This is a genomic window from Legionella sp., from assembly GCF_047605385.1.
Taxonomy (GTDB): Bacteria; Pseudomonadota; Gammaproteobacteria; order Legionellales; family Legionellaceae; genus Legionella.
The window spans coordinates 87,654-99,596 of record NZ_JASGFU010000002.1 but is presented as its reverse complement, the minus strand read 5'-3'; the positions used below and the strand labels follow the sequence as shown (position 1 = coordinate 99,596).

The window sequence follows — 11,943 nt, the reverse complement described above, 5'->3', positions numbered from 1 at the left end:
CGCGGTGGAGAGGGGAAGCCCGGTGAGCTCAATTAAATACCTGGGGAGTTACAAAAAATATCATTAATCTTTATATGTGTTAAACATGCTCAAAATAATTTTACCCGGATAAACTAATTCACTGCCTAATTAATCGCTTATTTAACCTTTTAGGCTTCACTTTTTCAGTTGAGCGATAAGGATTAATATCTAAGCCGCCCCGTCTGGTATAACGGCCATAAACCGTCAGTTTTTCTGGTTTACAATGCTGTAGAATATCTACAAAAATACGTTCAATACATTGCTCGTGGAATTCATTATGGTTACGAAACGATATCAGATACTTCAATAACCCTTCTCGATTAATTTGTTTTCCCGTATAGGCAATTTGTACGCTACCCCAATCTGGCTGATTTGTAACTAAGCAGTTCGACTTTAATAAATCTGAATACAGGATTTCTTCTACTTGCTTATCTTCTATAAAGAGATATTCAGGTTCAACAAGATAAACAGAGCAAGTCACATCGAGGTCATCAAGGCATTCACCTTGAGGCACTGCTTCAATTATAGAGGGTTCTTTTTCTTTCAAAGATAGAATTTTCACCTTAACCTCTCCATCTAAGCGCTTCTCTAAATCACGCTCGATAGCCAATTTAACTTCTTCATTATTTTTAAATCTGGTGTTATTGAATGAATTAAAATAGAGTTTCAATGATTTGGATTCGATTAAATATGGCGTCGAACAATCATAAATAATCTCAGCCAGTGCCACAATTGGTTTCCCTTTTTCATTGAGCCATGACACTTCATAATGGTTCCAGCAATCAAAGCCATAGAAGGGAAGCATGGCAGAGTCAATACCAATTTCTTTACGCTTCGCATCACGGGGAATGGCAAATAGTCGGTCTGGATTATAATGGGCATCGTACTCAGATGAACGACCTAATTCAGATTGCTCAGGTTTTGTGTAATATTTTTTTTCTAACGCTTCAGTCATGCGAGGAGTCTCCAAAATATTGATCTGATGTCTCTAATTTTATGATATTTCATTTAGTCTCCAGAGTAGAGTTTATTCTATCACGTAACGTAATGGTCAAGAGAAAATATTTATTTTTACAGACAATCAAATAGAAATGCGGCAAGAAGACCTGCATTAATTGCAGAAGATTGTTCAGGATTGTTATTTAAATGGACAACGGGCCAATAATCCTATCGATATCAGGTTTCCCATCTCAACTAAAAATAAAATTTCAAAAAGTAATCTCTTTGTTTTTTTATGATAATATGCATTCATTGAAAATCAATCAGAGTTTAAAATAGGCATAAAAGAAATTACATCGACACAAAATGAACTGGAACAAGTAAACCAGCAAATTCAGCAACAACATACCTACTTGCAAACACTTAGTGGCACTGCAGAATCAAAGCAATGAAGATGCAATACATCAACTCAGAGACTACGCTAAAAAAATAGAAAACGCGACTTATAGACTCTCACTTCTATCGTCTCAATTAGATGCTTATGACTATAAAACGAAACGAAGAATTGGATTGCTTTTTGATCAATCTAATGAAAAATTACGCGATAAATTAGTGAATTCAGTAAATATTCTAAATCCAGAGATCCCATCGCCTTGATATGGCAACGGCTTGGATTTAATTTTCTAATCAACTTATTGAGTCAAAATAAAACACCCAACCCGAGGGTCACCGTCTTTTGATACGTGACCTCTCCAATATTTTTCTGTATATTTTTGAATGCTCCATAATCTTGTTCATTCTCGTATTCAATAAATACATTCAAACCTGGTTTGAGGCGATAATAAGGTCGTACCGTATAACGCATTTGATTTAAACCACGACCAAGCTCAGCCTTAACAACAGTTTTTGAGGCCAAAATGGAACGAATACCGGTCTTGATAAAAAAATTGTTCGTTATTTGTGTAGCGCGTGGGAGCTCCAGATCTAGCCAGAATATATTATCTGATTTTCACAATTTATACGTTAACCTTGCATGAATTAAGTTTTATTAATTAATATGGACTTAAAAAATAATTAGAGAACACAGGATGCTATGTCATACCAAGTCAATCGTCTAAGCTCATTGCAAGAGCTGCTATTTTTATTATTCATGACCTGGATGAATATAACAATGGCTACTGAGCCACCATCCATAGGAAATTTTTCTCTCCCTTCCTCACAACAACCCGGCCCATTTTTTTCTTTTGGTCAAAATATTATTGATAAAAACCAATTGGTCGTTTCTTATAATCCTAGTTACTTATACAGTCAAACACAGCGCATTACCGAAGGAGTTCCCTCCTTTCTTTATGGAATAACAGACTCCGCCTCTCTATTGCTAACAGTCCCTATTGCATTAAGTTATAAAAATGGCACAGAAACTATGTCTGGGATGGGCGATTTGGTTATCGATTTAGAATATGCTTTTTATAGTCACGAAAATGCCAAATCGTCAGATCAAGCCACTATTATTTTCTCTCCTACCTTTCCTACTAGTAATTTAAATGGAATTTCCAAGAAACTTAACCCAAGCAATCGTATATCAGGATTTTCAAGAAAAAACTCTTCTTCTAGTTTTAATGCGATGACTTACTTCATTGGTTCAACTTACTCACGCACCTTAGTTAACTGGTACGGTTTTATTGCTCCAGGGCTCTTATTCATAGACAAATATGATTCCATTCAACAAGGAACACAATATTATTACAATTTAGGAGTAGGCCATAATATCAAAACAGTGAAAAACAAATATATATTTTTAGGGCTAGTGGAATTAAATGGTCAATATAGTGATAAAACCAAATTAGCCTCACATATTGTTCCTAACACAGGGGGAAATATTGTTTATGTAACCCCCTCGCTTTGGCTTTCTATACCTAAAATGATTTTCCAGGTTGGGATCTCCCTACCGGTTACTCAATTTTGGTATGGCAATCAAAGTAACATTTCTTACTATGTGGGTAGTATTGTTACTTGGACTATTCATTAGTCTGATGAATCTCGGTAGAGAGTCTACCACTCTCTTTTCCACCACTTTATCGATGAACATTGGGAAAATTTTATTGCGCAGCATCATCAAAAAAGGATTTTTGCTTGCAGTGCTCACGCAAAGACCTGTTACACTCAGGAACACTATACTACAGAAGATATGTTTTTATTTGGGCCAGAGTCAAATGGATTGCCTAAAGAAATAGTACAGACTTATAACTCAATCTACATTCCCATGCGCGAGAATAATCGCAGCTTAAATCTTGCAAATGCAGTAGTTGTTATTTTATATGAAGCATGGCGGCAATTAGATTTTAGCTGATTATGTAAAGGTAGCCTTGATCTTCAAAGCTACCTTTCAACTTTAAGCTCGCTTAATCTTAATGTCTCTAGAACCACTGGAAGAGCCTGTTTTTTTAGGCAGCACTACCCAAAGCATTCCCTTTTTAAAAGAGGCTTTTACATGCTCTGTGTCAATTGTTAAAGGTTTAGTTGAAATTGATTTTTCACCAGTAAATGTAAGTGTATTCTCTGCAAAAGATACTTTAAAAAATAATTTTACCGCCAATTTTTTCTCCTTATACTTCTCAAATAACTTGCTTTTGAATAAAACTGCTCTATTTATCATTAGCGAATAAAAATATGCGATAATTTACACATAGAATAATTAAATTTTACCATTTATGAATAACGCAAAAGAAATCTGTTGCCCCATTTGCAACAAACAAAATACCTGGAATCCAGAAAACTCATTCAGACCGTTTTGCTCTCGCCGTTGCAAACTCATTGATTTAGGTGAATGGGCTAATGAAAGTCGAAAAATTCATGGGAACCCTGTTTCTACAGAAATTATAAATTTATTGCATGATAATACCGAGAATTGAGATTAAGATCTGTATATTTTGCTAACCCAAACTAATAGGTATATTTTCAAGTACCCAAGTACAGTATTGCCGTTTTAATTAAAATCGGTACAATAGCGTCTAAGCTACCTTGATGGTACTTTAGTCCCATTAGTATAAGGAATAGTACTTATGATACCTCCTGAAGAATCGTTTACTGCTTCAGAATCATCTGAAAAAATTTGGGCTGAAATCAGTGAGAAACACTCTGAAATTGCCAAAGTAAAACAAGAATTGAATGACGCGGTGGAAGCTTATGCCACATGCAAAAGTTATCTTTCTCAATTATCTGCTAAATGGGTCAAATATCCTTTATGGCACCGTATAGTAATTGGCACAGTGAGTACCATTACTCTAATTATGTTTAGCTTAACTCTACATCTCTATCTATTGCTAACAGCCTCTCTGGTTACATTGGCTCTGATGTCTGTATTTTGCTATTTACTCTCCGACCATGCGGGCCAAACACAGCTGAGTACAGCCCCATTTAAAGAAATTATTAGTAAACTCACCAATCTTCTTGCATCACTTATTAAACTTTTCGATACGCTACACCTACAATTCGAAGAAGAAATAAAGGTTATTACTCAAGAAAATAAAAAATTTGGGCTGGAGATCAAACAGTTAAAAGGAGAAGTTATTGATCTAAATAAAACTATTGATGCTTTAAAAAAAATACCATTAGAATTAGAAAAAACTATTGAGCAAACACAACAAAGTACACAGAAAATTGAGCACGTTGCAAACGAGTATAAATTTCAGCTTGATGAATTGCAAAAAACTCATCAGCAAACTAAATCGAAATTGGATGAAACCCAAAATAGTTTGCTCTTAAGTGAGCAACGATTAAAAGAAATTACAGAACAATTTAAGCTAACCTCTCAACAATATGAACGAAATCTTAACTTTCTGAAAAATAGTTTGGCAACATTTCAAAATATGATTTTCATGGGAAAAACTCAACAAGAACAATTTAAAAATAAATTGCAAAGCATGCTCAATAAAGATGACTTAACCATGCAGCAAATTAATGAGGAATTAAGTTCAACTGCATCAAAATTAACCAATACTGCATATAAGTTTGATCAAACTATAGATGGCATCAAAGATCTCACTCGCCAACAGGAAGAAATGATGGCACAGATTGATCAATTGGTAGAAACCGCTTCCTATACTCGAGAAAGCGACTCATCTCGTTTTGCAGTATCGGCACAAGCACTGAAACAAACCAGTATCTTTACGAAAATACAGATGGGCTCTTCTACTACAGAAGAAACACCACCATTGAGTTTAGAACCTGCATTTCACTAGAAAGATAGGGAAATACGCCATAAGCAGTTAAGCTATCTTAAATTGCTACTTCATGGATTTAAAAATACTGCAGAATCAATAATCTTGTGCTAGAGTAATTACTGATGCTGCTTGGAAGAAGGGAGTAAGCTCTTTACGTTTTATATTTCAGCGTTAAATCATGTTTAACAATTAGTTTAAGGAAAAATGTTATTTAATATGAGAACTATAAAAAACACATTTTTCAAATTGAATATTGCTGCGATCTTATTAGCCTCAGGAACAACTATTTTTGCTACTTCTCCAAGCCAAGGACAATTAGTACTCATTAATGGCCTGGATAACCTCTCATCAACAAATAGTGATACCGCTTCACGCTCCAACATCATGGTCAAGGTATTTGATACTCATACTCCTACTTCACCATGCTACACGGTTGCAATACTAGGTTACAATAACGTGGCTATCATAAAATGGCAGGCCAATGGAATACACAACGCGGCATCTTGTGCAGGTACTGGTATTGGCACTGCTGCCCTATCTAAAATAGAAATTACTCCACTTAGCAAACTTGTTGGTAATAAAGTTACTGTGGTCTATGACGCCACTGTTGATACAAATGTCCCCAAGGCAAAAGCCAGCCCCATTACCTTCATGCCTCCAACAACTATTTATAGAAATATGACATTGATTATCAATGGCAGCGGGATTCCCAATACTGCTGGCCAAACAGCAGATTCAACACATTGGGGGTTTACTGTATCACCAACATCCCCTATTTTTGCTACGAGTAATGGGGCTTTAATAACAACCGGCATTCCGGGAGCTGTTGGAGCCTCTGGTTTAAAAGCTGAAAACCTAATGCGGCGTTATGGCATTATTCCTTATTATGCAGCTGTTCATAAAAAACTATAATGAAGATGATAAAAAACATATTATTAAAATCAATAGCTTTTATAACTTTGCTAGCTTCAGGAACAATTTTTGCTATCTCCCCAAACACTGGACAGTTAATCATAGTTAACAACCTTGCCAATGTAACATCTACCACGGGATTAACAGAATCTAACATTAGGGTAGAAGTGTATGATACCGCAGACAATACTCACCCCTGTACCACCGTTGCAAATCTTCCTTATAATGGAGTCACCATCGTTAAATGGTCTGCCGTTGGGGTGCACAGGCCAACTTTTTGTACTGGTACAGGTTTAGGCACTGCAGCAATTTATCAAGTAAAAATTACCCCTCTTCCCAAAATTATTGGTCATTCGTCTCAAGTAGTGTATGACGCAACCACCAATACACCACAAGCCATGGCAAGCCCGATTATTTTCACGCCACCAACCACTGTTTATGAAAATATAGCATTGGTCATTAACGGAAATGGTACGCCAAATACAACCACTGGCCAAATTGCTGACCAAACACATTGGGGGTTTACAGTAAATCCAACAATCCCTATTTTTGATACAGGTAATGGTGCTGTATTAATCACAGGAATTCCAGGTGCTGTTGGAGCTTATGGTTTAAATGCAGAAAAACTCTTACAAAATTATGGCATTATTTTCTAGCTGATTTATTTTATAATTCATCTAATCGTAATGATTGTTTGATGCTCCAAAAATCATGCCATGGATCTTCTTTTAATTGGTGTAAACGGTTAGGAAGCGTTTTAATCGTATACGTATTGTCTTCATGATGTTTGCTTAATTCTTCCCAAGCCAGTGGTGTAGACACCGGTGCATGAATTCTTGCTCGCGTAGAATAAACTCCAATGGCTGTCGCCGTGCGTTGGTTTCTTAAATAATCCACAAATATTTTTCCCGTGCGTTTCGATTTTGTCATGGTACTAAGGTATTTATCAGGCTTTAGCTTTTCTAAAAACTGAACAAAGACATGAGTAAATTTTTTAATATCTTCCCAATCGTATTCGGGTTTGATGGGAACCACAATATGCAATCCTTTACCACCAGTGCTTTTTATAAACGATTTTAAATGATATTGAGCTAAATAATCGCGTACTTCAAGCGCGCTCGCAACTACTTTACTCCAGGACACATTAGGCGCAGGATCTAAATCAAAGATAAGAATATCTGGCTGTTCCAGATGCTCAATAGTACTACCCCATGGATGAATTTCTAAAACCCCCATTTGCACAAGACTTAATAGTCCTTCTTTATTACTCAAATAAATATATTGTTCTACTTCCTTCTCGCCTTTCACCTCAATAGAATGGAGTGCTTTTGGAGTGGCTTTGTTATAATGTCTTTGATAGAAACATTCGCCGTAATGAGAAGGGCAACGCACTAAAGTTAAGGGTCTTAAGGAAATGAAAGGAAGCATATAATCGCTGACGGCATCATAATAAATAAGTAAATCTTCTTTGGTAATATTATCCTCAGGATATAACACTTTATCAGGATGACTAAGTATAAATGGTACCTTTGGTTTTTTAAACATTCGCTTTTTCAGTTTATTTCCTCCAAAGAAACACCCTCTTCTCGTATCACCTCAGAAGCTTTTCTTTTATTTTTAATTGAATTTTGTAATAACTGAAAATCAGATATTCCTTGCTTATCTAACATCACCACTTCACCATCTACTACTATATTTTCTATGGGTAACTCCTGTACGGCTGCTGCAATAGAAGGTAAATCATTCGTCCAATCTTTATTATTGCGCGATTTTAAAGTCACTTTATTGCCTTTTTTAAATGCTAAAATTCGATAGCCGTCAAATTTAATTTCATGAAGCCAGAGATTACTCTCTGGAGGCTTATCTACTAAAATCGCTAATTGGATAGGAATAAAATCAGGGTAAGGACTTTTGTTTAATCCTTTAGAAAGTAATAGAATAGGTTTTTTAAAAGCGTTTTTTTTTATGCGTTTTTTTGACTTTACTTTTTTTGCACCACTGCTACTCCAAATCTGCTCATAGTTTTTGGCAAGTTCATCCATAGTTTGGTGAGAGAGTACACTTTGATCTAAATCTTCAATAACATCATAATCGTCTTGATCTCTTGCATACTCATCTTGATATTTGATTAAAAACCAATGCTTCTCATCTTTAAAACGAATAAGATCCCAGCGTCCTTTTAATTTTTCAGCATGCAATTTAAAGCGTAAATGACCTTTTTCATAAGCTTGATAGGGATTTTTATCCAAAGGCTCCCAAGTTCCTTTATCCCAAAGCATCACCGTACCACCACCGTATTGACCTTTTGGAATAACACCTTCAAAACTCCCATATTCAATAGGATGATCTTCTACATGCATAGCTAGCCGTTTCACATGCGGGTCAAGACTTGGTCCTTTAGGAACAGCCCAGCTTTTTAATACACCATAGAGTTCCATGCGAAAATCATAATGAAGGTGACTTGCGGCATGTTTTTGGATGATAAATAAACAAGGAGTATCTTGGGTTACTTTACCTTTGGGCTCAGGCTTTTTGGAAAAATCTCTTTTTTTATGATATTTATTTAAACTCATCATGCACTCCTTTGCCGTCTTTATTTCAAAGTCCCATTTCATTTAAGCCTACTGTGAGTTTGATAAACGTGATAATCATCCATTGATTGCTCTATAAATGACGAAAGCCACCTAGGTGGCTTTCCAGTAAACCGAAATTAACCAGTCTACATTTTAATTATAGTTCATGTTAATAGATTGTCAAAAAATGCACACTCTATCTTCCAATTAGCCTTAACCATCTAAGTTATAAACAACCCATTAGGAACGTTTATTTTTGGAAGGTTCTTTAGAGGTGACGGAAAGTTTTGTCTCCTTTTTTTTCATACTCTGTTTGAGCAATGAGACAAAATCAACCACCGATTCATTGCTTTTAATTGTGGTATGCCCGATTTTTTTCCTTGATTTTTTAAGTTTAGCGATTTGTCGGTCAAGCCATTTAAATCCACGAACTCCTCAATATCTATTGTTTTGAACACGTCTGGGCTGGCTTTTTCAAACGCTTTTTCATCTACAATAATAGAACAACCTTTCTCATATTCCCAACCTTTTACAACCTCATTCCAAGTCACTTCTTTGCCAGTATCTTCACTGACTCGTTGATAACGTACTCGTGATTTATGCCATTTAATTGTTCAACTGTAATTCACTAAAAAATTTGAAGTTATCTTAGCATAGAAGCAACTTTTTCTGGTTCCGGTAATTAAACTTTCAGATGATGAGTTACAACAAATCAAAAAACTTGCAGCAAAAATTAGTGCAAGGTAATCGTTACACAGATTCATTGAAAAATAACCGATTTATAACAGTTTTTCACTTATCTGATAAAAAAATATCTCTTATAAAAACCCGTGCCTGCAAGGTTTTTGCCACTTAATGCAATAATTTGACTATTTTTTTCTGCAAATGACTAAATTATATACTATAAATATACAGTGTAATCATTTGGTTCTATTCACGGAGGAAAATAATGAAAAAACTAATAATTACATCTTCAGCTTTAGCCATATCTTTAAGTTTAGTTGGTTGCAATACCATGAGTAATACTGCCAACTACACCACTTCAACCGTAGGTCACGGCGTAAAATATGGCGCTAGAACCGTGGGTACTGGTGTCGGTGTTGTCGGTAACACCGGAACTGCTGTAGGAAGAGGGGTTGGTTCTGTATTCGGTAGTACTGTAGGTTGGATAGGTGGAAAACCTGCAAATTACCGATATACAAATACTTATCGCAAAAACGACATCATTTATCATAATGGCCATCAATATGTGGTAAAAAATGGTAGATATGTGCGTATTCACTAATAATCTGCAATCGCCCTCCTTAAGCTCGTTTAAGAAGGGCTTTTTTCTATTAGCTAATCAAAAAAAACACTGTAAAAATCAAACTCAAAAGAATAACCCAAGGATTAATTTTTTGCCGCGTTAACAACTTCAACACACTATAAAGAATAATCCCCCCACCAATCCCATTAGCAATTGAACACGTGTAAGGAATCATCATAATAATGACCATACAAGGTGCTGTCTCACTAATGTCTGCTAATTTCATATCCGTCAAATGCTTCATCATACAGCAAGCTACATAAAGCAAAGCTGGCCCCACAGCAAATGCAGGAATCATCTTCGCTAAGGGGAAAAAAAACAGCATTAACACAAAACCCACAGCAATCACCAAAGAAGTTAATCCCGTGCGCCCACCAGCCTCTATGCCTGTAGCCGATTCAATATATGGCGAAGTACTGGCCGAGCCTAAAATCCCAGCCAAAGTAGAGGCTGCTGCATCTGCAGTTAAACTGTAGCTTAATCGTTGCGAATAATTTTCTTTATGTTTAAAAACCGTAGGATTAAGCAAACCAATTAAAGTTCCTGTAGCATCAAAAATAGCAATTAAGAAAAAAGTAAATGTTGCTTTTAATGCGGTAGCGCTGGTTAACCCTGAAAAATCAAGCTTTAAAAAAGTAGGCTCCATTGATGGTGGCACTCCCATCACGCCTTGCCACTGGGTCATACCTAAAATAAGGCTCATTATACTAATGCTTAAAATCCCAAGAATAATTGCCCCGGGAATGCTGTAATAATCCAGCAATAAAATCAGCAAAAAGCCTAAGAAAAATAACGCAACCTCCGGTCTTTTAATATCACCGAGTTTCATTAAATTATGTGCATCATCAATTACGACCTGATTAGTTTGTAAAGCAATCAACGCGATTAATAAGCTAATACCAATGAGAATTGCAATTTGCAAATTATAAGGAATAGCCTCAATTAATAAACGTCGTAATTGGGTAAGGCTCACCAAAAAAAACAGCAGTCCTGAAACAAAAACCATTGCTAAAGCATGCTGCCAATCAATCCCCATGCCTTGAACCACACTGTATGAAAAATAAATATTCAAGGCCATTCCTGGGGCCACTCCAATGGGTGTATTGGCCATAATTCCCGTTAATGCACAAGCAAAAGCGGTAACTAAGCAAGTGGCTGTAAATACCGAGCCTTGATCCATCCCCGCATCATGCAAAATAGTGGGATTAACAAAGGCAATGTACACCATGGTTAAGAAGGTCGTCACCCCCGCTAAAATCTCTGTTCTTAGCGTAGTTCCTTTAAGAAAATATGACTTTAAATAATTCATGGGATAATTACTTGGGCAGAAAAATTTATCCTACACAAAGAGTTAGAATGTTGCAACAGATATACGGTACTCAGGATTATGAGACTTCAATGTCATTGATGTGCTCCATAGCAATAACAATCCACTAAATGATCATTAACCAAACCCACACTTTGCATGAACGCATAGCAAATCGTACTACCAACAAATTTAAACCCACGCTTTTTTAAATCTTTAGACATAACATCTGAAATTGGTGTTCTCGCCGGCACTTGTCTCATTTCGGTCCAATGATTTTTTATTGGTTTACCATCCACAAACTGCCAAATATAATCAGAAAAATCTTCACCTGCAGCGTTCATCTTTAAAAGCGCTTGTGCATTAGTAATCGCCGATTGAATTTTTAAGCGATTGCGAATAATGCCCGTGTCCGTCATTAAGGAAGCACTCTTTTTTTGATCATATAATGCCATTTTTTGGGCATCAAATTGGTCAAAAGCACGGCGAAAATTTTCCCGTTTTTTTAAAATGGTAAACCAGCTCAACCCCGCTTGCATACCCTCTAAAATTAACAATTCAAATAATGAGTGCTCATCATAAAGGGGCACCCCCCATTCATGATCATGATAATCCATATACAAAGGATCACTGCCAACCCAAGGACAACGTGTTTTCATTTTT

Annotated in this window: 15 protein-coding genes and 1 pseudogene; 8 read left to right on the top strand and 8 right to left on the bottom strand. The window is 36.1% G+C overall.

The features are described 5' to 3' along the window. Positions 1-118: 118 nt before the first annotated feature. Positions 119-976 (bottom strand): NADPH-dependent 7-cyano-7-deazaguanine reductase QueF, encoded by an 858-nt coding sequence (gene queF / locus QM652_RS01250; RefSeq protein WP_415072328.1) that lies wholly within the window; start codon positions 974-976, stop codon positions 119-121. Positions 977-1,386: 410 nt separating this feature from the next. Here queF and QM652_RS01245 point away from each other — a divergent pair, with 410 nt between their 5' ends. Further along, positions 1,387-1,617 (top strand): hypothetical protein, encoded by a 231-nt coding sequence (locus QM652_RS01245; protein WP_415072327.1) that lies wholly within the window; start codon positions 1,387-1,389, stop codon positions 1,615-1,617. Positions 1,618-1,660: 43 nt separating this feature from the next. Here the strand turns inward: QM652_RS01245 and QM652_RS01240 are convergent. Then, positions 1,661-1,945, bottom strand: a pseudogene (locus QM652_RS01240) (copper resistance protein B); the annotation flags it as partial. Positions 1,946-2,053: 108 nt separating this feature from the next. Here QM652_RS01240 and QM652_RS01235 point away from each other — a divergent pair. Beyond that, the gene (locus QM652_RS01235; RefSeq protein WP_415072326.1) at positions 2,054-2,989 is read left to right on the top strand and encodes a hypothetical protein; all 936 of its coding nucleotides are present in this window, start codon (positions 2,054-2,056) and stop codon (positions 2,987-2,989) included. 48 nt (positions 2,990-3,037) lie between these two features. Continuing rightward, positions 3,038-3,310 (top strand): tRNA (cytidine(34)-2'-O)-methyltransferase, encoded by a 273-nt coding sequence (locus tag QM652_RS01230; protein ID WP_415072335.1) that lies wholly within the window; start codon positions 3,038-3,040, stop codon positions 3,308-3,310. Positions 3,311-3,352: 42 nt separating this feature from the next. On the opposite strand, the gene QM652_RS01225 is transcribed toward QM652_RS01230, so the two are convergent. After that, positions 3,353-3,556 (bottom strand): hypothetical protein, encoded by a 204-nt coding sequence (locus QM652_RS01225; protein WP_415072325.1) that lies wholly within the window; start codon positions 3,554-3,556, stop codon positions 3,353-3,355. Between the two features lie 115 nt (positions 3,557-3,671). Between QM652_RS01225 and QM652_RS01220 the strand changes: the two genes are divergently transcribed. From QM652_RS01220 to QM652_RS01205, 4 genes are all read left to right on the top strand, one after another. Next, complete coding sequence (locus tag QM652_RS01220) at positions 3,672-3,872, top strand: DNA gyrase inhibitor YacG (protein ID WP_415072324.1); 201 nt, start codon at positions 3,672-3,674, stop codon at positions 3,870-3,872. Positions 3,873-4,022: 150 nt separating this feature from the next. Beyond that, positions 4,023-5,201 carry a hypothetical protein gene (locus QM652_RS01215; RefSeq protein WP_415072323.1) on the top strand — a complete coding sequence of 393 codons (1,179 nt, stop codon included), beginning with the start codon at positions 4,023-4,025 and terminating at the stop codon, positions 5,199-5,201. Positions 5,202-5,399: 198 nt separating this feature from the next. Beyond that, positions 5,400-6,095, top strand: a complete 696-nt coding sequence (locus tag QM652_RS01210; protein WP_415072322.1) for a hypothetical protein — start codon at positions 5,400-5,402, stop codon at positions 6,093-6,095. 167 nt (positions 6,096-6,262) lie between these two features. Next, on the top strand, positions 6,263-6,751 hold the full coding sequence (locus QM652_RS01205) for a hypothetical protein (RefSeq protein ID WP_415072321.1): 489 nt from the start codon (positions 6,263-6,265) through the stop codon (positions 6,749-6,751). A gap of 10 nt (positions 6,752-6,761) precedes the next feature. Here the strand turns inward: QM652_RS01205 and ligD are convergent, their stop codons facing one another. The 3 genes from ligD to QM652_RS01190 form a co-directional block, all read right to left on the bottom strand. Next, complete coding sequence (gene ligD, locus QM652_RS01200) at positions 6,762-7,640, bottom strand: non-homologous end-joining DNA ligase (RefSeq protein ID WP_415072320.1); 879 nt, start codon at positions 7,638-7,640, stop codon at positions 6,762-6,764. Between the two features lie 8 nt (positions 7,641-7,648). Beyond that, a complete protein-coding gene (locus QM652_RS01195) occupies positions 7,649-8,671 on the bottom strand; it encodes a DNA polymerase ligase N-terminal domain-containing protein (protein WP_415072319.1) in 1,023 nt (340 codons plus the stop codon). 299 nt (positions 8,672-8,970) lie between these two features. Further along, positions 8,971-9,279 (bottom strand): Ku protein, encoded by a 309-nt coding sequence (locus QM652_RS01190; RefSeq protein WP_415072334.1) that lies wholly within the window; start codon positions 9,277-9,279, stop codon positions 8,971-8,973. Positions 9,280-9,617: 338 nt separating this feature from the next. On the opposite strand from QM652_RS01190, the gene QM652_RS01185 reads away from it, so the two are divergent. Continuing rightward, complete coding sequence (locus QM652_RS01185; RefSeq protein WP_415072318.1) at positions 9,618-9,953, top strand: hypothetical protein; 336 nt, start codon at positions 9,618-9,620, stop codon at positions 9,951-9,953. 49 nt (positions 9,954-10,002) lie between these two features. On the opposite strand, the gene QM652_RS01180 is transcribed toward QM652_RS01185, so the two are convergent. Beyond that, entirely contained in the window at positions 10,003-11,283 is a 1,281-nt protein-coding gene (locus tag QM652_RS01180) for an NCS2 family permease (RefSeq protein ID WP_415072317.1), read from the bottom strand. Between the two features lie 92 nt (positions 11,284-11,375). Further along, positions 11,376-11,939, bottom strand: coding sequence for a DNA-3-methyladenine glycosylase I (locus QM652_RS01175; protein WP_415072316.1), 564 nt, complete (start codon positions 11,937-11,939; stop codon positions 11,376-11,378). Between the last annotated feature and the right edge of the window lie 4 nt (positions 11,940-11,943).

Excerpts from the sequence above, each read along its gene's own strand:
- ligD (WP_415072320.1), bottom strand. The coding sequence starts at position 7,640 with ATGTTTAAAAAACCAAAGGTACCATTTATACTTAGTCATCCTGATAAA.
- QM652_RS01195 (WP_415072319.1), bottom strand. The coding sequence starts at position 8,671 with ATGATGAGTTTAAATAAATATCATAAAAAAAGAGATTTTTCCAAAAAG.
- QM652_RS01185 (WP_415072318.1), top strand. The coding sequence starts at position 9,618 with ATGAAAAAACTAATAATTACATCTTCAGCTTTAGCCATATCTTTAAGT.
- QM652_RS01210 (WP_415072322.1), top strand. The coding sequence starts at position 5,400 with ATGAGAACTATAAAAAACACATTTTTCAAATTGAATATTGCTGCGATC.
- QM652_RS01235 (WP_415072326.1), top strand. The coding sequence starts at position 2,054 with ATGTCATACCAAGTCAATCGTCTAAGCTCATTGCAAGAGCTGCTATTT.
- QM652_RS01175 (WP_415072316.1), bottom strand. The coding sequence starts at position 11,939 with ATGAAAACACGTTGTCCTTGGGTTGGCAGTGATCCTTTGTATATGGAT.
- QM652_RS01180 (WP_415072317.1), bottom strand. The coding sequence starts at position 11,283 with ATGAATTATTTAAAGTCATATTTTCTTAAAGGAACTACGCTAAGAACA.
- QM652_RS01215 (WP_415072323.1), top strand. The coding sequence starts at position 4,023 with ATGATACCTCCTGAAGAATCGTTTACTGCTTCAGAATCATCTGAAAAA.
- queF (WP_415072328.1), bottom strand. The coding sequence starts at position 976 with ATGACTGAAGCGTTAGAAAAAAAATATTACACAAAACCTGAGCAATCT.
- QM652_RS01220 (WP_415072324.1), top strand. The coding sequence starts at position 3,672 with ATGAATAACGCAAAAGAAATCTGTTGCCCCATTTGCAACAAACAAAAT.